The following is a 21,818-nucleotide window of genomic DNA, read 5'->3' as shown; positions in this document are numbered from 1 at the left end:
TCGGCCATTGGCAGCACAGCCTACATCTGCCCGCTGAGCCCATTCGCATCGCGACTTGGATCGATGTTGGCGACCTCAAGAGCACCTGGTCGATCCGATTGGATGCCATTAGTGCCGTTATGATGATTGTCGTTACCGGCGTATCGTCTTTGGTGCACCTCTATAGCTGGGGCTATATGGCCGAAGACCCGCATAAGCCGCGCTTCTTTGCCTATCTCTCGCTATTCACCTTCGCCATGTTGTCGCTGGTTACTGCGGCAGACTTCATGCAGCTCTTCTTTGGCTGGGAAGGCGTGGGCCTCGCATCCTATCTCTTGATTGGCTTTTGGTATCACAAGCGCTCGGCCAATGACGCGCAGATTAAAGCCTTTGTCGTCAACCGCGTCGGCGATTTCGGCTTTGCCTTGGGCATTATGGCCGTCTTCTTTGTGTTTGGCACGATTGAGTTCAAAGAAGTCTTTGCCATGGTTCCGGAGAAGGCTGACGTGATGTTGAAGTGGGGCGTTTACCAACTGCCCGCTATCGAAATCATCGCTTTCTTGCTGTTCATCGGCGCGATGGGTAAATCGGCGCAATTCTTCCTGCACACGTGGTTGCCCGACGCGATGGAAGGCCCAACACCTGTGTCGGCCTTGATCCACGCCGCCACCATGGTGACGGCCGGTGTTGTGCTCGTCTGCTTGTGCTCACCCATTTATGAAGCGGCCCCCGGTACAGCAGGCTTCATCACCATCATTGGTGCGGTGACGGCCTTGTTCGCGGCAACTGTTGGCCTCGCCCAAAACGACATCAAGCGCGTGATCGCTTATTCGACCTGTTCGCAATTGGGCTTTATGTTCTTTGCCGCAGGGATTGGTGCCTATCAGGCCGCGATGTTCCATCTCTTCACCCATGCCTTCTTCAAAGCCTTGTTGTTCTTAGGCGCAGGTAGCGTGATCCATGGCATGCATCACGAGCAAGACATGCGCAAAATGGGCGATGTTGCCAAGCATATGAAGATCACCTTTGTGATCATGATTATCGGCACCCTGGCCATCACCGGTGTCGGCATTCCGCACACGCCATTTGGCTTTGCTGGCTTCTTCTCCAAGGACGCCATCATCGAAACCACCTATGCTGCGGGCATGACGGGCAATACGGCTGCTCAAATGGCCTTCTGGATGGCTTTGCTGGCTGCGACGCTGACGAGCTTCTATTCGTGGCGCTTGGCCTTCATGACCTTCCATGGCACTCCAAAGTGGAAAGCTGATGGCGATCATGGTCATCATGACGACCATAGCCATAGCGATGCTGCCCACGCGCATGCTCAGCCAGCTGTCGCTCATATCAACGAAGCTGGCCAAAATGCTGCGGGCAGCCATGACGACGACCATGGTCACCATGCTTGGCACGGCCCGCATGAGAGCCCGTGGGTGATGTTGATCCCGCTGATCTTGTTGGCTTTGGGTGCCGTATTTGCTGGCTCTGTCTTCTATGATGCCTTCGTTGGTCATCATGCGAAAGAGTTCTGGGGCAGCTCGATCTATACCGCGCCTGACAACACCGTCCTCAAAGACAAATACTTCATTCCGGGCTGGGTTTTCTATGCGCCGCTGGTCGTGATGCTGATCGGCCTAGCTGCTGCCCTTTACTTCTATTTGTTCAACGAAGGCTTGGGTAAGAAGATAGCCGACCGCAAGGGCATGGCTCACGCCTTCTTGGAGAACAAATGGTATTTCGACGAGCTCTATGAGATCGTCTTTGTTAAGGGTGCCCGCGCGCTGGGTGACTTCTTCTGGAAAATCGGTGACGGCAAGCTGATCGATGGGCTTGGGCCCAATGGCATTGCTGCAGCTTTGAACTTTGGTTCGAAGAAAGCCGTGAAGATCCAGTCGGGCTATGTCTATCACTATGCCTTCTTGATGCTGATCGCGGCGGTCGCGCTTGGCGCTTTTGTTCTATTCCGGGGTGCCTGAGGCTATCATGGACACGCTGCCCATCCTCTCGATCCTCACTTGGACGCCCGCTGTGGCGGCCGTCTTGATCCTGTTTTTACCCCAGCTCATCAAGAGCCCAGAGGCCGCACGCGCCAATGCAGCCCGCTGGATCGCTTTGGTTACAACCGTGATTGTGTTCGGCTTAGCGCTTTGGATGGCGCTGGTGTTTGACGAAACCAAGGCGGGCTATCAGTTCGTTGAGCGGGCGGACTGGTATGGCATGATCCAATACCATCTGGGTATTGACGGCATTTCCGTGCTTTTGATCCTGTTGACTGCCTTTCTTATGCCCTTGTGCATTTTGGCAAGCTGGACCTCGATTGAGAAGCGCGTCGTGGAATATATGGCGGCATTCTTGCTGTTGCAGACGCTGATGATCGGCGTGTTCTGCGCGCTTGATATCGTCCTCTTCTACATTTTCTTCGAGGCTGGCCTTATCCCCATGTATCTGATCATCGGGATTTGGGGCGGTAAGAACCGCGTCTATGCGGCATACAAATTCTTCCTCTACACGCTGTTGGGCTCGCTCTTTTTGTTGATCGCGATTGCGTGGATGGCGATCACGGCCAAGACGACCTCGATCCCGGACCTGCAAGCCTTTGAGTTTGCTAAGGATGCGCAGACCTGGATGTGGCTGGCCTTCTTTGCTTCCTTCGCCGTCAAAATGCCGATGTGGCCAGTCCACACTTGGTTGCCTGACGCCCACGTTGAGGCACCAACGGCAGGGTCTGTCATTCTGGCCGGGGTGTTGTTGAAGATGGGCGGCTATGGCTTTCTGCGCTTCTCCTTGCCGATGTTCCCAGAAGCCTCAAACGACTTTGCGCCCTTCATATTTGCTTTGTCGGGCATTGCGATTGTCTATACGTCGCTCGTTGCTTTCCGTCAGACCGACATCAAGAAGCTGATTGCTTATTCTTCGGTCGCGCACATGGGCTTTGTCACCATGGGGATTTTCTCTGGCAATGAGCAGGGCATTCAAGGCGCTTTGTTCCAAATGCTCAGCCACGGGGTTATCTCCGGCGCTTTGTTCCTCTGCGTCGGCGTCATTTATGACCGCATGCACACACGTGAGATCGCCCAATATGGTGGCCTTGTGAACCGCATGCCGATCTATGCGGCCGTGTTCTTGTTATTCACCATGGGCAATGTCGGCCTACCTGGCACTTCGGGTTTTGTCGGCGAAATCCTTACCATGCAGGGCGCGTTTAACGTCGATCCTGTCACGGCTATGGTGGCGGCAAGTGGGGTGATCTTGTCTGCAGCCTATATGCTGACGCTCTATCGCAAGGTGATTTTTGGTACGATCGTCAATCCAGCGCTCAATACGATCACCGACATGAATGCGCGTGAGATCGCGATCTTCGTGCCCTTGATCGCTGCGGCTTTGTACTTGGGCTTCCAGCCTAACATCATCTTTGACCAGACGGCGACTTCTGCCGTTGCGCTCGTGGACGCCTTCCACGCGAACTTTAAGTGACCGGTGCGGTAATGGCCATCAACCAAACCATGACAGCAGAGCTCTTTTTCCAGCAGGTTCCATATATTCTGCCGGAAATCACCCTCGCAGTGGGGGCTTTGATCATCACGCTGATTGGTGCCTTTATGGGCGACAAGGGTTCGCGCTTGGTCACTTGGCTGTGTGTCGCCACGATTGTGGCTGCAGGTTCTATGGCTGTGCTGCACATGCCGGCAGAGCAAGTGGTGGTCTTCTCGGGCTCCTATGCCGCTGACGGATTTTCCGCTTACGCCAAGTTGATCATCGCCCTGACAGCCGGTAGCGCGCTCTTGCTCTCCATCGACTTTCTCGCGGAAAAGAAGCTCGACAAACCAGAGTTTCCGGTCCTCGCACTTTTGGCGACTTTGGGCATGTTTATCATGGTTTCAGCCCATGATTTGATCGCGCTTTATGTCGGTGTCGAGATGCAGTCCTTGGCGCTCTATGTGCTGGCAGCCTATGCCCGCGATGACGCTAAAAGCTCTGAAGCGGGCCTCAAATATTTTGTGCTGGGTGCCTTGTCGTCTGGCTTGCTGCTCTATGGCTGCTCGCTGGTTTACGGATTTACCGGTTCGGTCAATTTCGACGTAATCGCCGCTCAAGTTGCTGATGAGCGCTCTATCGGCGTCGTCTTCGGCCTTGTCTTTATCCTCTGTGGCCTCGCATTCAAGATGTCGGCGGCACCCTTCCATATGTGGACGCCGGATGTCTATGAAGGCTCACCCACCGTTTCGACTGCCTTCTTTGCATCTGCGCCCAAGGTTGCCGCCTCTGTCCTCTTTGCTCGGGTCTGCTTTGAAGCTTTCGGCCCGCTTCAAAAGGATTGGCTGGGCATCGTCATGATCATGGCCGTGCTGTCGATGGCGATTGGGGCATTGTTCGCCTTGCAGCAGACCAATATCAAGCGCCTGTTGGCTTATTCGTCCATCGCCAACATGGGCTATGCGTTGGTTGCCATTGCTTGCGGACCAGAATTTGGACCGAAAGCCCTGCTGGTCTTTGTGTCCATCTATGCGATCACCTCGGTTGGCCTGTTTGGTGTCGTACTCTCCTTGCGCAATGCCGAAGGCGAACGGGTGGAGACAATCTCAGCTCTCTCTGGACTGTCGCGCTCCAACCCGCTTCTCGCTTCTGCTTTGACCATGTTGTTATTCTCGGTCATGGGCATACCACCTTTGGCAGGCTTCTTTGGCAAGTGGGAAGTGATTTTGGCGACCAGCGCGTCAGGGCTTCTGCCGTTGGCAATCGTTCTGATCTTGGCTTCAGTGGTGTCGGCCTTCTATTATCTTCGCATCATCAAGACCGTCTGGTTTGATGAGCCACGCATCGCCATGGTACCGGTTGGCGCGTCCACGACGTTGACCTTGACCGGTGCGACCTTTGTCTTGGCCGCTTTGACCTTGGTGATCGGGCTCGTTGGCTCGGCTGCAAGCATCGCCGGGGCTGGCTTCCATTGAAGCCAAACGCTTCGGGCGGGCGGGATAACGTCCGGCTTTATGACACCCTAGACTCCACCAATGACGAAGCACGCCGCCTAAGCGAAGGCGGCGAGACTGGTCCTTTATGGGTTCGCAGCCTTGAGCAAACCAAGGGCAGGGGCCGGCGGGGCCGGACTTGGCTGGGTGAGCCCGGCAATCTGTTCACAACGGGCTTGTTTACGCTGACCTGCGGGCCTGCCGAAGCGGCCAATCTGTCCTTTGTCGCAGCCTTGGCTGTGGCGGAAGCGATTGACCTCCATGTGACGCAAGGTGCCGTCAGCCTTAAGTGGCCGAATGATGTTTTGATCGAGGGCAAAAAGACCAGCGGCATTTTGCTGGAGAGCTGGCAGGGGCAAGCTGGTTTTCATTTGGCGGTCGGCATTGGCGTCAATGTTCGCACCCGTCCCGATGGCATTGACCAGCCCATCACGTGCGTTGCCGACCATGTGCCCCTTGGCCACCTACCTGTCAGCGCAGAGATCCTGTTTGAGACACTACGGCACCGCTTTCACGACTGGTTCGACATCTGGGCGCAAAGGGGCTTTGGCCCAATTGCACAAGCCTGGCTGGCAAGGGCGTCAGGCGTGGGCCAACCCATCATCGTCCGTTTGCCGCATGAGACGCTAGAAGGCCGTTTCTATGGGCTTGCACCAAATGGGGCCCTGCAACTGGAGCAGGCTGACGGCACAATCCACGAAGTAACAGCCGGCGACGTGTTTTTTGGCTAATTCGGCCCGCACTCTTAGCACTGGCGCATGCTACCCCGCACAGGCTAAAGAGAGCGCGAAAATGGTAACCCACGTGGGCCTGGCCCCGTATCAGAGACAGACCCAGGGGGACACATGCTGCTGGCCATTGACGTTGGGAACACGAATTCGAAATTTGCTGTCCATGACGGCACGAAATGGCGCGGCACATGGCGTGCGGCCAGTAACTCCTCGCGGACGGCTGATGAATATGCTGTGTGGCTCGATGCAGCGATGCGCTTTGCAGGACTTTCCATCAATGACCTCAATCATTGCGTTATCTCGACTGTGGTGCCGCAGGCTTTGTTTCATTTGCGTAATCTGTCACGGCGCTATGTAGGCGCAGAGCCTTGGGTGGTGGGTGAAAACGCAGAGCTTGGTATTGATGTGCGTATCCCAAAGCCATCGGAAGCCGGCGCTGACCGCCTTGTCAATGCGATTGGCTCCTTCATTCAATATGGTGGGCCGTGCATTGTAATCGACAGCGGCACCGCCACCACATTTGACATTGTAGGGGCAGATGGCGCATTTGAGGGTGGTGTGATTTCGCCTGGGATCAATTTGTCCCTTCAAGCGCTACACACGGCCGCGGCCCGTTTGCCGCGAATCGAAATTCGTAAGCCAGACAAAGTAATCGGCATCGACACAGTCGGTGCGATGCAGTCAGGCGTGTTTTGGGGCTATATTGAGCTGATTGATGGTCTAATCGACCGGATCAAGGCCGAGTATGGCGTACCCATGAAAGTAATCGCAACTGGGGGTGTCGCCTCTTTGTTTGAAGGCGCATCAACCCATATTGATCATTATGATCAAGACCTGACGACTGTCGGGCTATTAGAAATCTTTGAACGCAATGGCGGTAGGTCCGCCAATCGGAACCCAACGTGACAAAAACAAAAAATAAAACAGATGAACTCGTCTTTCTCCCCCTCGGTGGCTCTAATGAAATCGGCATGAACCTCAACGCTTACGGCTTTGGGCCGGATGGCGATAAGAAGTGGATTGTTGTCGATGTCGGTGTCACCTTCGCTGGCGAGGAAGGCATTCCGGGCGTGGACTTAATCCTGCCCGATCCAGAATTCCTTGAGACCAATAAGGATGATATCCTCGCCATCGTTCTAACCCACGCCCATGAAGACCATATCGGAGCGATGGGCTGGCTGTGGCCGCGCTTCCCCGCTCCCGTCTATGCAACGCCATTTACCGCGCACTTATTGCGCGACAAGCTGCGGGAACGTGGGATTGAGCGAAAGGTAGCACTTCACGAAGTGCCCTTGAAGCATCGCTTTCAAATCGGCCCGTTTGACATTGAGTATGTCACCCTGACCCACTCGATCGCTGAGCCAAACGGCCTTGCGATCCATACGCCTTTGGGCACGGTGATGCATACGGGCGACTGGAAGATCGACATTGATCCTTTGATCGGGGAACAAACCGATAGCGCCCGTATACGCCAGATTGGCGATGATGGCGTTTTGGCCATGATCTGCGACAGCACCAATGTGTTCTCCGAAGGCGAAGCAGGTTCTGAAGCCGGTGTCCGCGACGGTCTGTTTGAGGCAATCGCAGAGCAAAAGGGCAAAGTGGCTGTGGCGTGCTTTGCTTCCAACGTCGCGCGCATTTTGTCGACAGTCGAAGCCGCAACAGCAGCTGGCCGCTCGGTGTCTTTGATTGGCCGCTCGATGCTGCGCATCACGGGCGCTGCCAAGGCGGTTGGCCTGCTTCAAGAGGCTACCTTTATCGAGCCCGAGATGGCGCGCCATTTGCCAGACGACAAAGTGCTTTATCTGTGCACTGGCAGCCAAGGTGAGCCACGTGCTGCTTTGGCCCGCATTGCTGAAGGTAGCCACCCGTTTGTGACCCTCGGGCGCGGCGATACCTGCTTGTTCTCCAGCCGAGAAATCCCGGGCAATGAGCGCGCGATCCTTGAGCTCCAAAACAAGCTCGCCATGCGCGGCGTAAACATCATTACCGGCAAAGATCGCCATATCCACGTTTCAGGCCACCCGTGCCGGGATGAGTTGCGTGCCATGTACGAGATGGTACGTCCACAAATCGCCATCCCAACCCATGGCGAACAGCGCCATTTGATGGAGCATGCGAAGTTCGCCTTAAGCCTTCAAGTGCCAGAAGCTTTAGCCGTCAAGAATGGCGACATGATCCGCTTGGCCCCGGGCCCTGCTGCGGTGATTGATGAAGTGCCCAATGGCCGCTTGCTCGTGGATGGTGATGCCATCATCTCCTCAGACAGCGAGACCATTCGAGATCGTATTCGTTTGGGCGAGCACGGCTATGTAATGGTTTCAATTGCCATGGACGCCAAAGGTCGGATCAAGGCCGGACCAGATGTGCGGGCGCGTGGCTTGTCCGAGCGCAATGGTGCCCCAGCTGAAGGTCGCCTAGAGCAATTGGCCGATGCGGCGGAAGAGGCGTTTAACCGCCTAAAACCCGATCAACGCACGGATGAAGAAACAGCTGAAGGCTATGTCATGCGGGCTGTCCGCAAGGCTTGCGACCGCATCTTCGGCAAGCGCCCCATTGTTGATGTTGTGGTGATGACGATTTAGGTCGGCTCAGTGGTTTTTTCTTTAGAAAAAAAACAACTTAGAAGCGCTTTGGTGAAAGGCAGAGCTAACACCAAAGTGCTTCTTGTCCAGACATTCAATCCTCAGACGACAGACGCATACCCCTAGGGCGTACCCAAAAACGTCATCGCCGCGACGACATAGCCTTCGACACTCGACTTGACCGAGGCTTCCGGCTCAATCCGGAACAAGGGTGAGTGATGGGGTGGCGCTTTGCTCACGTCATCGGTGATGCTACCGCCGACATTGAAGAACACGCTTTTGATGCCGCCCCACTCTGGCGCACCGTAATAGGCAAAGTCTTCAGCGCCCATGCTGGAGCGGGGAATCTTGGACATGCGGTCCGCGCCAAAGGCTGTCTCAAGGCTGGCGCGTAGCTTGGCGGCGTTCTCAGGATCATTCAGATTAGGAGGGGCTTTTTCTTCCAGATTGGTGACGATGGGCATCCGATCCTCCGGCACGCCATAGGTCTTTGCCACACCGTCAGAAATCCGCTTGATTCCTTTAAGGAGTTCTGCCCGCACTTCAGGCGTGTCGGCCCGCACGGTGAGTTCCAAACGCGCCTCTTCAGGAATGATGTTGCGCTTTAGGCCAGCCTGCACGACACCCACAGTCACAATGCCGGGCTCTAGAGGCGAGATATTACGGCTGACCAAGGTCTGTAATGCCATCACCAGATTGGACGCGACCACAATCGGATCCACGGTCTGTTGCGGCGAGGCACCATGCCCGCCGACGCCGCGTACAATGATGTTCACGCTGTCCGAGCTAGAATTGGCAACGCGGCTTTCAACCTTGAATTTGCCGCGCTCTAGGCCGCTGGCAATGTGGAGGCCCAGTGCAATGTCAGGCTTTGGGAACCGTGTATAAAGGCCATCTTGCAACATGGCCAAAGCCCCGCCCAAGCGTTCCTCGGCTGGCTGGAAGACGAGGACGATTGTGCCACGCCATTGGCTCTTGCGTGTCATCAATTGTCGGGCAGCGCCGATGAGGGCGGCGACGTGAACATCATGACCGCAGGCATGCATGACGGGCATCTCAATCCCGTCAGCATCGATCTGCCGGACTTTAGATTCATAAGGCAGGCCATTGCGTTCGAGGATTGGGAGGCCGTCCATATCGGCACGCAACATAATGGTTGGTCCAGCGCCATTTCGGATCACACCGACAACACCTGTGCCGCCGACTTTCTCTGTAATCTCAATCCCGCCTGTAGCGCGCAGTTCTCGCGCCACAACGCCGGCGGTGCGCGTTTCGCGGAAGGACAGTTCTGGATTGGCGTGCAAATCCTCCCACAAGCTTTTCAGCGAGCTTGAATAATCAGCAGCCACACTAGCGCTCAACTCTGGAATTTTGAGCGTCTGCACCGGCGCAGTCGGTTTAGGGGCAGCAGCGCCTAAGATGATCAGTGCGGCTAGTGTAGCTATTGATGTAGTTCTTTTCATAGTGGTCTCCCCGATCACAATTCTGATCACAGCCTTTTGAGGCTAAGGACCGCCGCCGCGCTTGTCTATCCAAAAGTGAGGCCTACCTGTGGGCTAAGATTGACGTAGCCGCCTAAAGCCATGATGGAAGCGGGCCACTTGCACAGGAAAATCATCATGAAACTGGGTCGTCTCAATCACGTCGGCATTGCCGTGCCCTCCATTGCCGCTGCCTTGGAAAATTACAAAGCCCTCTATGGCGTCACTGACGCCGACATTACGCCCATGCGCGACATGCCAGAGCAAGGCGTGAAGGTAGCTTTTGTCGATATTCCAAACAGCCAGCTTGAATTGATTGAGCCTTTGGGGGAGGCGTCGCCCATCCACAAATTCCTCGAAAAGAACCCCAATGGCGGTCAGCATCATGTATGCTTCGAGGTCCCAGAGATTTATGCCGCCCGCGACGCGATGAAGGCCAATGGCGCGACCATTCTGGGCGAACCGCGGATTGGGGCTCACGGCACTTTGATTATCTTTGTTCACCCGAAGAATTCAAACGGTGTATTGATCGAGCTCATGGAAACGCCGAAGGGGGCCCATTAGATGGATTGGTTCACAGGGATCGCAATCTTCCTCACCATGTGGTGGGTGATCCTGTTTTGCGTCCTACCGATTGGCGTGCGCAGCCAAGAAGAAAGCGGCGAAGTTGTTGCCGGCACAGACCCTGGTGCCCCTGTCGTCGCCAACATCAAGCAGAAATTGATCTGGACGACGGCGATTACGTCCATTGTGTGGACAGCTTTTGCCCTGCTTTTGATGTCAGGTTGGGTCTCGTTGGAGCATCCATTGGGTCGGTTGATGGGCTGACGGGCTCGATCGACCTAAAAATTGGGTCAATTTCGGCCTCAAGCCCAAAAAGAGGGCAGGGTTTGCACCACATTTAGCCGCATGATGGGCAATGGCATGTTTTTGCGGCAATTGGGCAGCCACCATGTTGCACCTGCGAGGCGGAACGGCGATTGTGCACTTGCGAGACGGGCCTGTCGCTCCCTCGAAAATGCCTGATGGCGTTTCCTCCCAGAACCTTTGCGCCGCGCCTGACTTGTTCAAGCGCGGCCTTTTTTCGTTTGGGGGGTGGCCCTTCTGAAGCCCCTCTCCCCCTTGGGGGGCGAGGGGAGAGCGCACAATTTGAAATCGAAACACTTGGTCGCACTTTGGTGAAACATGGTTTTCACCAAAATAGGTCTAGACGAAAAGAACTTCTTTCCACCCCCGCCCCAAACACCACCCGCAGCGCTGACTAATTGCCTCAGCGCGCGGCACAGACTATGGCAGGGCGTCAAAGAAAAGGTGATCGCCATGCGCATGTCGCGCTATTTCCTGCCCGTTACAAAAGAAACCCCAGCCAACGCCGAAATCGTGTCGCACAAGCTGATGCTGCGCACCGGCATGATCAAGCAACATTCCGCCGGCATCTATTCCTGGCTACCTTTGGGCTTGAAAGTCTTGCAAAAGATCGAGGCCATTGTGCGCGAGGAGCAAAACCGCTCCGGCGCGCTGGAGGTCTTGATGCCAACCATGCAAGGGGCAGACTTATGGCGCGAGAGCGGCCGCTATGACGCTTATGGCGCAGAAATGCTGCGGATCACCGACCGACATGAGCGTGACCTGTTGTTTGGTCCCACCGCCGAAGAAGTCGTGACGGATATCTTCCGCAACCATGTACGCTCGTACAAGGAATTGCCGCTGAACCTCTATAACATCCAGTGGAAGTTCCGCGATGAAGTCCGCCCCCGCTTTGGCGTGATGCGCGGCCGCGAGTTCTTGATGAAAGATGCCTATAGCTTTGATCTCGACGAAGCTGGCGCGCGCGATGCCTATAACAAGATGTTTCTGGCCTATTTGAAGACCTTCCAGCGCTTGGGCCTGCAAGCCGTGCCCATGCGCGCCGATACGGGGCCGATTGGTGGCGATTTAAGCCATGAGTTTTTGGTGCTCGCGCCCACAGGTGAAAGCGGCGTGTTCTATGATGCTGTCTATGATGAGACTGATTGGGCCGGCATGGATATCAGCTTTGATAACAATGACGCAGCGCGCGCCAATCGCGCTGAGACTGTGTCGCGCATCGTGAAAGCCTATGCGGCAACTGATGAAATCCATGATGAGAGCCGCTTTGAGAGCGAAGTGCCGACGGACCGCCGCCGCACCGGCCGCGGGATCGAAGTGGGCCATATCTTCTTTTTCGGCACCAAATATTCCGCGCCTATGAATGCCAAAGTCTCTGGGCCAGATGGCAAAGACGTTTTGGTGCAAATGGGCTCTTACGGCATTGGCGTATCGCGTCTGGTCGGGGCGATTATTGAAGCCAGCCATGACGAGAACGGCATCATCTGGCCGGATGCTGTCGCCCCGTTTGATGTTGGCGTGATCAGCTTGCGCCCCGGCGATGAAGCTGTCGATACCGCCTGCGAGCAGGCGTATCAGGCCCTTCTAAAGGCTGGCATGGATCCACTTTATGACGATAGCCAAGACCGTCCGGGGGCGAAGTTCGCCACCATGGATTTGATCGGTGTGCCTACCCAATTGATCGTGGGGCCAAAAGGTCTTGCCAATGGTTTGGTCGAGGTGAAGGACCGCAAGACTGGCACCAAGGAAGAAGTCTCGTTGGAAAGCGCGCTATCACGTCTCACCGCTAAGGCCTCCGCATGAAAGCTGGCGGCGCGGGCCCTTTTGGCATGTGGGAGCGCACGCTAGCCGCACGCTATTTGCGGGCCCGGCGTGAAGATGGCGGGGTCGCACTAATCTCGTTGATCAGCTTTATCGGCATATTTCTGGCCGTCGCCGTCCTCATCATTGTGATGAGCGTGATGAATGGCTTTCGTGCAGAGCTCTTAGGCCGGATTTTGGGCGTTAATGGTCATGTCTTCGTCGATGTGCGGAACATGCCCATTCCAGAAGCCCGCGCCATCGTGGCTAAAGCCAAGGCTTTGCCCGGCGTTATTGACGTGATGCCCAAGATTGACGGCCAAGTCATGGCGGTCGGTCAAGGTGGCAATTTGGCACGTGGTGCTGTGGTGACCGGGCTAGCGCCGTCAGATCTGAGCAAGCTCAAAATCGTCTCGGACAATCTGGTCGGCGGAAACCTCAAGACGTGGGGGACTGGTGAGTATGGCGGCGACGAAATCGCTATGGGCTCTCGCCTTGCAGAAGCCTTAGGCGTTCTACCGGGGGATTCGGTTCAGCTCATCTCGCCACAAGGAGCGTCGACCCCCTTTGGCACCACCCCGCGTATCAAGGACTACACCGTCTCTGCCATCTTCGACATTGGGATGAGCGAGTATGACGCGACCTTTATCTATATGCCGATTGAGCAAGCCCAATTATTCTTTTCAAAAGAAACCAGCTGGGACACGATTGAACTGCGGATGCAGGATCCGGATAAAGCTGATCTTCTGGCGCTAGAAGTCGCGAAATTCAGCCAAAACCGCTATGTGACGGATTGGCGGCAACAATCAGAAAGCCTCGTGTCCGCTTTGCAGATTGAGCGCAATGTGATGCGGTTGATCTTGATGCTGATTGTCGCGATTGCGGCAATGAACATCATTTCTGGCCTTGTCATGCTGGTGAAGAATAAAGGCCGCGATATCGCCATCCTGCGCACTATGGGGGCGTCGCGCGCTTCCATCATGCGGGTATTTATGATGTCGGGCGCAAGCGTTGGTATTCTGGCGACACTGGCTGGGGCCATAGGCGGCACGTTGTTCTGCCTGAATATCGGAACCATTCAAAAAGTGGTCGAGTTTGTGTTTGGCCCGGTTTTCAATGCCGATGTATATTTCTTGAGCCAGATCCCCGCCAAAGTGGAATGGCATGAAGTGATCACGACAGCCTTGTTTGCAGCGATCGCAAGTGTCGTCGCTACGTTGCCCCCGTCTTGGCGGGCATCAAAGCTCGATCCCGTGGAGGCGCTTCGCTATGAGTAGCCCTGTACTGCGCCTCACAGATTTGCGCAGGGTCTATCAGACCCGTGCAGGCGAGCTGGAAGTCCTCAAAGGGGCCAATCTGACCATTATGCCGGGGGAAATCGTCGCGCTGATTGGTCCGTCAGGCTCTGGTAAATCATCGCTTCTCCATGCGGCTGGTCTGCTAGAGGCCGCCCAAGGAGGCACGGTGGAGCTGGCTGGCATTGATGCGACGAAACTGCCCGACGCCGCACGCACCGCTTTGCGCCGCACCGCGCTAGGCTTTGTCTATCAATTTCACCATTTGCTGCCGGAGTTTAGCGCGGTCGATAATGTCGCCTTGCCACAATGGATTGCAGGCGTGGGCCGAGCCGAGGCGCAAGCCCGGGCGGAGCAACTTTTGGATATGATGGGCCTAGCGGACCGCAAGCAGCATCAACCAGGTCAATTGTCGGGCGGCGAGCAGCAACGGGTGGCCATTGCGCGTGCACTTGCCAATCAACCCGCCCTTTTGATTGCGGATGAGCCCACCGGCAACCTCGATCCCGCCACTTCCAGCTTTGTGTTTGACACTTTCCGTAAAGCGACGCGGGAGGAGGGGACCTCTGCTCTGGTTGCTACGCATAACCTTGATTTAGCGCGACAAATGGACCGCGTATTCCGCATCGAAGGCGGTGTTTTGGTTCAGGACTAGAACCCTCAATCTTTGTTCCATCGTTCTGCAAAAAGCCTCTTGTCATGAGAACAAAACAAGAATAGAACGAAAACAGAACAAAGTAGGTGTAACATGGCCCAGCTTCAAGACGCAGCCGCTTTCGCAGCAATTATCGCATTCACCCTCATGGCTTGGGGTTGGGGCGCTGTCATCGGTTGAGGATGGCTTCAAGATTTCTGTCGGCGAGGGCTGACAGAACCTCAAGAGTCCTGCCAGACTAAGTCCCTCTTTGGTGATGATTCTGTCGACGGATTCAGGTGGCCCTATGGCAGATACTACTCTTTCAGGCGGTACGTTCTCTGGTGGTGATCAGAGTTCGGGGAACATCGCTTTGACGGGTTCTGCGGGGGTATCGCAAGCGGGAAGACCAGTATTGGCTGGTCCCGGATTTGTGCATTTGCGGGTTCGGTCCGCCTATTCGCTGCTCGATGGCGCGATGACGGTCAAGAAGCTCGCGGGCTTTGCCTCCAAAGCAGGTTGCGTCGCTGTCGGTATCTCGGACCCGAACCTGTTTGGTGCGCTCGAGTTTTCAGAAGCTTTGGCCGAAAAGGGCATTCAGCCCATCATGGGCCTGACGCTGCCTGTCTCCTTCCTGAGCCAAAAGGCCGGAGCGGCGGCTGGACCAGACGGTAGTTTGGCATTGATTGCTCAGAATGAGGTTGGCTGGGCCAATCTGATGGCCCTTTCCAGCCTGTCCTTTCTAGAGGTTCCAGCAGGGAGCCTGCCCCATGTCAGCCTTCAAAAGGTGTTGGAGCATAGCGAGGGCGTGATCTGCCTCACCGGGGGGCGGGAAGGGCTTCTATCGCGCGCACTGCTGGCCAATCTGAAAGCAGAAGCAGACATGTTGCTGCGCCAGTTGGCCAAGGCATTCCCAGATCGGCTTTATATCGAACTGCAACGCCACGGCATGGCCGATGAGGGCCAAATTGAGCCGCTTCTGATTGATCTAGCTTATCAAGGCAATCTTCCGCTGGTGGCGACCAATGACGTGCGCTTTGACAGCCCAGAGCGGCATCGCGCCCAAGATATTCTGATGTGCATTGGCCAAGCCACCCGCGTGGCCGATGACAAGCGCGAGCGTGTGTCGGCCAATCATTGCTTCCGTAGCGAAGCCGATATGGTGGCCCTGTTTGCTGACTTACCTGAGGCTTTGGCCAATAGTGTGGACATTGCCCGACGTTGTGCTGTGCGCCCGCTGATGCGCGCGCCCATCCTACCGCGCTTTACCACAGCCGAGGGGCGTGATGAGCCAGAGGAATTGGCAAGCCAAGCTCGCCAAGGTCTTGAAGCGCGCCTCGCCAAGCGGCCACCCGTTGTCGCGCGCGAAATCTATGAGCAACGGTTGGAGCACGAAATCAATGTCATCAACCGCATGGGGTTCGCTGGCTACTTTTTGATCGTTGCGGATTTCATCAAATGGTCGAAGGAAAACAACATACCTGTCGGCCCCGGCCGGGGGTCTGGCGCAGGCTCTCTCGTTGCCTATTCGCTGACTATCACTGATCTTGATCCTTTGGCCTTTGGCCTCTTGTTTGAGCGCTTCTTAAATCCAGAACGCGTCTCCATGCCCGACTTCGATATCGACTTCTGCCAAGAGAAGCGGGATCAAGTCATTGATTATGTGCAGAAGAAATATGGCGCTGACCGGGTGGCGCAGATCATCACCTTCGGTACCTTACAGGCGCGGGCTGCGCTTCGCGATGTAGGTCGGGTCTTGGATATGTCTTACGGCCAAGTCGACCGACTGGCCAAAATGGTGCCGAACAATCCCGCTGCCCCTGTAACCTTGGCTCAAGCCATCAAGGATGAGCCGCGCCTCCAAGAAGAGCGGTCGCGTGATGCCGATGTGCGCACCCTCCTTGATGCCGCGATTGAGCTTGAAGGCCTATACCGCAACGCCTCGACCCACGCAGCTGGCGTCGTGATTGGCGACCGGCCGCTGCACGAGCTTGTGCCGCTTTATAAGGACCCCCGCTCCAGCTTGCCTGCCACTCAATTCAATATGAAATGGGTAGAACCTGCGGGCCTTGTTAAGTTCGATTTCTTGGGCCTGAAGACGCTGACGGTCATCCAGCGGGCTTTGGACTTTTTGAAAGCCCGCGACATTGTGGTCGATCTCGACACACTGCCGTTTGATGACCCTAAAACCTACGAACTGTTGGCATCGGGTAAGACGATGGGCGTGTTCCAGTTGGAAAGCCAAGGCATGCGCGACACGTTGCGCAAGATGCGCGCGGATACTTTGGACGACATCATCGCTCTGATCTCGCTCTATCGGCCGGGCCCGATGAAGAATATCGAGACCTATTGTGATGTGAAGTTTGGTCGCAAAGATGCTGATTATCTTCATGAAAGTTTGGTCCAAGTTCTGAAGGAGACCCAAGGCGTCATTATCTATCAGGAGCAGGTGATGCAGATCGCCCAAATCCTGTCGGGCTATTCCTTGGGTGAGGCCGATTTGTTACGCCGCGCGATGGGTAAGAAAAAGCCTGAGGAAATGGCCAAGCAAAAGGACCGGTTCGTCAGCGGTGCCACCGAACGGGGCGTAGACGCAGAGCTTGCTGACCGTATCTTTGAGTTGGTGAGTGAGTTTGCTGGCTATGGCTTCAACAAATCCCACGCAGCTGCCTATGCCGTGATCGCCTATCAAACCGCTTATCTGAAGGCCAATTATCCGGTCGAGTTTATAGCTGCGTCTATGTCGCTCGATATTGATGATACCGATAAATTGGGTGCCTTCATGCAAGAAGCAAAAAGCATGAAGATCAAGGTCTTGTCGCCAGATCTTAATTATTCCGGTGCTGACTTTACCGTTCAAGACAATGCCATTCGCTATGCTCTGGGCGGCATTAAGTCGGTTGGCGTGGCTGCAATGGCTCAAGTTGTTGAAATCCGCCAAGCTGGTGGCAAGTTCAAATCTCTACACGATCTGGCCGAGCGGGTTGATCCGCGCACGTTGGGCCGTCGGACCTTGGAAACACTGGCCAAGGCCGGAGCTTTTGACTCGATTGAACCTAACCGTGCCTTGGTGTTTGCCTCATCTGACCAATTGGTGGCCCATGCCAATGCGGCCGCGTCCGATCGGCAAAGTGCGCAAACCAGCCTATTTGGCGATGCCGCCCCGCCGCCACGTGCACCCTTGCCGAGTGTGAAACCGTGGTCGGCGCAAGAACGTTTGGACAATGAGTTTGCGGCCCTTGGCCTGTTTCTGTCCGGCCATCCGCTCGACGATTTGATTGAGGCGTTGCGCCGCCGCCAAACCGTCTTTTTCTCCGAGATTAACTCCAAAATGCAGGGCTCAGACGCGATTTTCCGCATGGCCGGTGTTGTCCGCGCTCGCAAGGAACGCCCAGCGCGCGATGGCGGTAAGTTTGCTTGGGTGACGTTGAGTGACCCAACGGGCGAGTTTGAGGTGATGATCATGCCTGAAACCCTCAATGAAGCCCGCGACTTTCTAGACCCTGGCACTTCGGTCAGTTTCCGGGCGAAAGCACGGCTGCGCGATGGCGACTTGAAGCTGTCGGCTGAAAAAATAGAGCTCCTCGACCAAACCGACATGTCGGGCTGTGCGGGGATTAAGGTGTTTCTGGCGCGCGGGGCACCAATCGACGAATTGGCCCGCGTCACGGAGACGTTGCGCGGTGCAACATCCTCCAGCTTTGGCGAATTGCGCGTTGTCCTCGAACTCGCTGATGGCCGCGAAGTCGAAATTCAGGCACCTGGTCGCTTCCCCATCGACGTGGCTGCGCGCCGGGCGTTGAAGAGCGCGTCCGGTGTGGATTTGGTGGCGGAGTTTTAGGGGGACAACAGGTTAGTTTGTCTGCTTGTGCTTAACTAAACGACTTGGACGGGTTTCAGGTATCGCTCTGCTTGCCTTGAAGCCCTAGGACGATTGTCTCTGCGCAAGTTGGGGAGCCAAGCGGTTTATCAACTTAGTCGACGAAGCCAATTGCGCACTTTGACACCCCATCTTGAAGGCTGAAACTCGAATTGGGCCTTTTGCACAGCACAGCCTGCGGCAATGGCCGTCCAAGTCGAAAGAGCCGAAGCCAGCACTAACGCAAACAAAATGGCGCAGTCCGACCGGACTGCGCCCTACCTCAGCCCCAAAACGCCCCTAGTACCGTCGATAAAGCCCCGCCAGCACGCCTTGAACCTTTACCCGATCTGGCCCGAAGATGCGGGTTTCGTAGCGGGGGTTGGCAGCTTCCAAAGCAATAGACTGGCCGCGACGGCGCAGGCGCTTGAGCGTGGCTTCTTCATCATCGACCAAGGCAACAACGATCTCGCCCGATTGGGCGTCATCGGTGCGGCGGATGATGACGAAGTCGCCTTCCAAGATACCGGCATCAATCATGGAATCGCCTTTGACTTCTAAGGCAAAGTGCAGGGCAGGGTCCAATTGGTCGGGTGCTGCAATCCGATCAATCTCATGCTGGATGGCCGCGATAGGCACACCCGCTGCGATGCGGCCCAAGACCGCGATATCATTGGCTGCTGAAGGCGGGGTGACCGGGATCGAGGGGGCAGGTTTTGAGCCCACAACCAGTGGCGTGAACGGTTGGCGACCTTTGGGTGGGGCGGCTGTGGTTGCACTATCAGGGAGCTTCAAGACTTCCAGTGCGCGGGCACGATGAGCGAGGCGGCGCAGAAACCCGCGTTCTTCAAGAGCCGTAATCAGGCGGTGAATGCCCGATTTTGATGCCAAGTCCAACGCATCCTTCATCTCGTCAAAGGATGGCGAGACGCCGGTTTCCTTGAGACGCTCATGAATGAACAGCAAAAGCTCTCGTTGTTTGGACGTCAGCATCAACTTCCCCTATCTTGCGGAGCGCGCGCACACGCCAGCCCCTGTCAAATCCGATTGCACCGTGAACGATGCACGAACAAAGTGGCGATGTTCTAACTCTGTTCCGTTTTTTCGTCTATAGGCTAATGAAAATTTTTCCGCAGCCCCATGATGGCTTACCTACACATGCCCCTCTCGCCTGTCGGCGGCATGACTGCTAAGTCAGCCGTGATAGGAAAGAAACATGAAAGTCAGATTTGCCCCTTCGCCAACCGGCAAGCTTCACGTCGGCAATGTCATCACGGCATTGCGCAATTGGTTGTTTGTGCGCCAACATGGCGGCACCTTCCTGTTGCGGATTGATGACACCGATACGGCGCGTTCTACTCAGGCCTATGAGGATGGCATTCGCACGGACCTGACTTGGCTTGGCCTGACCTGGGATGAGGAAGCGCGGCAGTCGGCTCGCTTTGATATTTACGACAAGGCGCGCGATCGGCTGATCGAAGCAGGCCTGCTCTATCCCTGCTATGAGACGTCGGAAGAATTGGATCGTAAGCGCAAGATCGCACTGTCGCGCAAGCTGCCCCCGGTTTATGACCGCGCAGCCCTTGCCCTCACAGATGCAGACAAGGCCGCCTTTGAAGCCGAGGGGCGCAAGCCCCACTGGCGCTTTAAACTCTCAGGCAAGCGGGTAGCTTGGCAGGATTTGATCCGGGGTGAGCAAACGGTCGATACAGCCTCGATGTCTGATCCCGTGCTGATCCGTGAAGATGGGGCTTACCTCTATACTTTGCCGTCGGTCGTGGACGATGTGGATCTGGGCGTCACCCATGTGATCCGCGGCGAAGACCATGTGACCAATACGGGCGCGCAGGCTGAGATTTTTGAAGCGCTGACGGGCGGCAAACGCCCTGAGTTCGGCCACTTCCCGCTGTTGGTCGGTGCCGATGGTGAGACCTTGTCCAAGCGCATTGGCTCTCTATCGGTAGAGAGCCTGCGCGAGCAGGGGGTTGCACCCTTGGCGGTTTTGTCCCTGATGGCACGGATCGGCACATCGGACCCGGTTGAGGCTGTCGACAATTTGGACGCGCTGGTTGCTGGCTTTGATTTTGGTAAGATCGGCCGCGCGCCAGCCCGTTTTGACCCTGAAGACGTTCGCCGTCTGGATGCGCAATTGCTGCAGCATGCCGATTATGCGACGATCCAGCCGCGCCTAGCCGCGGTTGATTGCGATCTAGGTGAAGCTTTCTGGCTGGCCGTTCGCGGCAACCTTGCAAAATTTGACGATGTGGCGCTGTGGGCCAAAGTGGTTCAAGGCCCGATTGAGCCTCAGATTGATGAGCCAGACTTCATCGCCACGGCGCTGGGTCTGCTGCCTGTTGGTCCGTATGATGAAACATCATGGTCGGGCTTTACAGAGGCAGTGAAGGCGGCGACCGGGGCAAAAGGCAAAGGCCTCTTCATGCCCTTGCGCAAGGCTCTCACGGGCCAAGAACATGGGCCAGAGATGAAGTGGATCTTCATGCTGATCGGCCCAGAGCGTGCTGCAAGCCGTTTGGCGGGTAGGGCGTCCTAGGCTGTTTTAGCCAGATGGGCTTCTAACTCCCCATCCCAATTCATTTTCTTGCGCATCGCGTGGAATTGAGGGGTGCCGTGGATTTTGAAAAACTCATCCGTGATGCGCCAGGATTCTTTAAACCAAGAGCTTTTGGGCAGCGCGGCCACGCCTTCGCGCATGAAGAGTCCAATCGGGATTGCCGTTGGTCCTTGGAAGGTGTGGATTAGGTCCCAGCTTGGCGGTTCCTTGATGTAACCTTCCGCGTAAAGCTTGGCGAAGCGCTTTTGCCAGATCGAACTTTGGACTTGGACTTTAATCTCGCTATAGCGCTGCATCTGCTCAATTTCCGATGGTTCCCCACGTAACTGATCCAAGGACCAAGCATTTTTGGATTGCACATCGAAAAACGTTTCAAAAAAGATGGAGTTATAGTGCGTAAATTCGATCAAGGGGTTGGTGGCTTGTATATCTCGCCCAAGCCACGCCAAATAAATGCTGACCCCTAACCCATAGGCGGCCTGATAGAGATCCCAGTTTGTCGGGTAGAGGCGATAAAGCGTCGCGGTGGAGACACCGGCCTGCTTGGCAATACTTGCCATGCGTAGCTTTTGAAAGCCTTGCGTATAGATAACAATAGTCGCCGAGGCGACGATGCGGCCTCGGCGATTGGTTGCGTCTAGTCTGTTGGGGCTTTTGGTCAGCATACGCTGCAACTCTAGCATCATCAATTCGTGCGCACTTGTCGGCGCAGGATTTACTTGAAGCGAATTCTCTATGTCTTTCAGAAACGGAAGATCTCGGTCCAAAGTTGCAAAGAATTTTGCTTTGTTGATTTCTTCTATGGGCGTCTTCTGTAGGTTCCTCCCATCGAGGAATCCTATAGGCGATTGCTGCCGGACGGATCTGAACTTGGCCGTTCCATACAAGAAGAAAAATTCCTCAACGACTTTGATAGCTTCTTCATACCAGCCCATCGCAGGTTTATACGGTATGCCAAAGTCGCCAATGCCAGGATCGTGTCCCATGGCGTGGTGTAACAGCGGCGTCATGAGGTAGCCGGTTTAGGGCTGAGTTGATCATGTTCAGG

General features: G+C 55.7%; 15 protein-coding genes and 1 pseudogene. 13 read left to right on the top strand and 3 right to left on the bottom strand.

Going from position 1 to position 21,818, the window contains the following annotated elements; all coding sequences use genetic code 11:
- The 6 genes from nuoL to ACIQ20_RS11975 form a co-directional block, all read left to right on the top strand.
- Positions 1-1,955: NADH-quinone oxidoreductase subunit L (gene nuoL, locus ACIQ20_RS12000; protein ID WP_395780601.1), on the top strand; the 1,955-nt coding region annotated here is incomplete at its 5' end.
- 7 nt (positions 1,956-1,962) lie between these two features.
- Positions 1,963-3,453: an NADH-quinone oxidoreductase subunit M gene (locus tag ACIQ20_RS11995; RefSeq protein WP_395780599.1), complete on the top strand. Its 1,491-nt coding sequence runs from the start codon at positions 1,963-1,965 to the stop codon at positions 3,451-3,453.
- Positions 3,450-4,928 (top strand): NADH-quinone oxidoreductase subunit NuoN, encoded by a 1,479-nt coding sequence (gene nuoN, locus ACIQ20_RS11990; protein ID WP_395780597.1) that lies wholly within the window; start codon positions 3,450-3,452, stop codon positions 4,926-4,928. The genes ACIQ20_RS11995 and nuoN overlap by 4 nt, the downstream gene beginning before the upstream one ends.
- Positions 4,925-5,677 carry a biotin--[acetyl-CoA-carboxylase] ligase gene (locus ACIQ20_RS11985; protein WP_395780595.1) on the top strand — a complete coding sequence of 251 codons (753 nt, stop codon included), beginning with the start codon at positions 4,925-4,927 and terminating at the stop codon, positions 5,675-5,677. The genes nuoN and ACIQ20_RS11985 overlap by 4 nt, the downstream gene beginning before the upstream one ends.
- 114 nt (positions 5,678-5,791) lie before the next feature.
- Entirely contained in the window at positions 5,792-6,583 is a 792-nt protein-coding gene (locus ACIQ20_RS11980; RefSeq protein WP_313585903.1) for a type III pantothenate kinase, read from the top strand.
- Positions 6,580-8,262 carry a ribonuclease J gene (locus tag ACIQ20_RS11975; protein WP_395631647.1) on the top strand — a complete coding sequence of 561 codons (1,683 nt, stop codon included), beginning with the start codon at positions 6,580-6,582 and terminating at the stop codon, positions 8,260-8,262. Before ACIQ20_RS11980 ends, ACIQ20_RS11975 begins: the two co-directional genes overlap by 4 nt.
- 122 nt (positions 8,263-8,384) lie before the next feature.
- On the opposite strand, the gene ACIQ20_RS11970 is transcribed toward ACIQ20_RS11975, so the two are convergent.
- Positions 8,385-9,725: a M20 family metallopeptidase gene (locus ACIQ20_RS11970; protein ID WP_395780592.1), complete on the bottom strand. Its 1,341-nt coding sequence runs from the start codon at positions 9,723-9,725 to the stop codon at positions 8,385-8,387.
- 156 nt (positions 9,726-9,881) lie between these two features.
- Between ACIQ20_RS11970 and mce the strand changes: the two genes are divergently transcribed.
- From mce to dnaE, 6 genes and pseudogenes are all read left to right on the top strand, one after another.
- Positions 9,882-10,307, top strand: coding sequence for a methylmalonyl-CoA epimerase (gene mce, locus ACIQ20_RS11965; protein WP_346383201.1), 426 nt, complete (start codon positions 9,882-9,884; stop codon positions 10,305-10,307).
- Positions 10,308-10,571, top strand: coding sequence for a DUF1467 family protein (locus ACIQ20_RS11960; RefSeq protein WP_395631650.1), 264 nt, complete (start codon positions 10,308-10,310; stop codon positions 10,569-10,571).
- A gap of 492 nt (positions 10,572-11,063) precedes the next feature.
- Positions 11,064-12,413 (top strand): proline--tRNA ligase, encoded by a 1,350-nt coding sequence (gene proS, locus ACIQ20_RS11955; protein ID WP_346383203.1) that lies wholly within the window; start codon positions 11,064-11,066, stop codon positions 12,411-12,413.
- Positions 12,410-13,687, top strand: coding sequence for a lipoprotein-releasing ABC transporter permease subunit (locus tag ACIQ20_RS11950; protein ID WP_395780589.1), 1,278 nt, complete (start codon positions 12,410-12,412; stop codon positions 13,685-13,687). Before proS ends, ACIQ20_RS11950 begins: the two co-directional genes overlap by 4 nt.
- Positions 13,680-14,210, top strand: a pseudogene (locus ACIQ20_RS11945) (ABC transporter ATP-binding protein); the annotation flags it as partial. The gene ACIQ20_RS11950 and the pseudogene ACIQ20_RS11945, both read left to right, overlap by 8 nt.
- A 436-nt stretch (positions 14,211-14,646) precedes the next feature.
- Positions 14,647-18,180, top strand: a complete 3,534-nt coding sequence (dnaE, locus tag ACIQ20_RS11940; RefSeq protein ID WP_395780587.1) for a DNA polymerase III subunit alpha — start codon at positions 14,647-14,649, stop codon at positions 18,178-18,180.
- Between the two features lie 318 nt (positions 18,181-18,498).
- Here dnaE and lexA read toward each other — a convergent pair whose 3' ends face one another.
- Entirely contained in the window at positions 18,499-19,191 is a 693-nt protein-coding gene (gene lexA / locus ACIQ20_RS11935; protein ID WP_346383207.1) for a transcriptional repressor LexA, read from the bottom strand.
- 223 nt (positions 19,192-19,414) lie between these two features.
- Between lexA and gltX the strand changes: the two genes are divergently transcribed.
- Positions 19,415-20,749, top strand: a complete 1,335-nt coding sequence (gene gltX / locus ACIQ20_RS11930; RefSeq protein WP_346383208.1) for a glutamate--tRNA ligase — start codon at positions 19,415-19,417, stop codon at positions 20,747-20,749.
- Here gltX and ACIQ20_RS11925 read toward each other — a convergent pair.
- Positions 20,746-21,756: a TetR/AcrR family transcriptional regulator gene (locus ACIQ20_RS11925; RefSeq protein WP_395780585.1), complete on the bottom strand. Its 1,011-nt coding sequence runs from the start codon at positions 21,754-21,756 to the stop codon at positions 20,746-20,748. The two genes, gltX and ACIQ20_RS11925, sit on opposite strands and share 4 nt — an antisense overlap.
- Between the last annotated feature and the right edge of the window lie 62 nt (positions 21,757-21,818).

Origin of the sequence: Aquidulcibacter sp., assembly GCF_044346625.1 — a bacterium.
Taxonomy (GTDB): domain Bacteria; phylum Pseudomonadota; class Alphaproteobacteria; order Caulobacterales; family Aquidulcibacteraceae; genus Aquidulcibacter.
This window is presented reverse-complemented; position numbering and strand designations above follow the sequence as displayed.

Excerpts from the sequence above, each read along its gene's own strand:
- ACIQ20_RS11995 (WP_395780599.1), top strand. The coding sequence starts at position 1,963 with ATGGACACGCTGCCCATCCTCTCGATCCTCACTTGGACGCCCGCTGTG.
- ACIQ20_RS11980 (WP_313585903.1), top strand. The coding sequence starts at position 5,792 with ATGCTGCTGGCCATTGACGTTGGGAACACGAATTCGAAATTTGCTGTC.
- ACIQ20_RS11970 (WP_395780592.1), bottom strand. The coding sequence starts at position 9,725 with ATGAAAAGAACTACATCAATAGCTACACTAGCCGCACTGATCATCTTA.
- mce (WP_346383201.1), top strand. The coding sequence starts at position 9,882 with ATGAAACTGGGTCGTCTCAATCACGTCGGCATTGCCGTGCCCTCCATT.
- ACIQ20_RS11960 (WP_395631650.1), top strand. The coding sequence starts at position 10,308 with ATGGATTGGTTCACAGGGATCGCAATCTTCCTCACCATGTGGTGGGTG.
- proS (WP_346383203.1), top strand. The coding sequence starts at position 11,064 with ATGCGCATGTCGCGCTATTTCCTGCCCGTTACAAAAGAAACCCCAGCC.
- ACIQ20_RS11950 (WP_395780589.1), top strand. The coding sequence starts at position 12,410 with ATGAAAGCTGGCGGCGCGGGCCCTTTTGGCATGTGGGAGCGCACGCTA.
- dnaE (WP_395780587.1), top strand. The coding sequence starts at position 14,647 with ATGGCAGATACTACTCTTTCAGGCGGTACGTTCTCTGGTGGTGATCAG.
- lexA (WP_346383207.1), bottom strand. The coding sequence starts at position 19,191 with ATGCTGACGTCCAAACAACGAGAGCTTTTGCTGTTCATTCATGAGCGT.
- gltX (WP_346383208.1), top strand. The coding sequence starts at position 19,415 with ATGAAAGTCAGATTTGCCCCTTCGCCAACCGGCAAGCTTCACGTCGGC.
- ACIQ20_RS11925 (WP_395780585.1), bottom strand. The coding sequence starts at position 21,756 with ATGGGACACGATCCTGGCATTGGCGACTTTGGCATACCGTATAAACCT.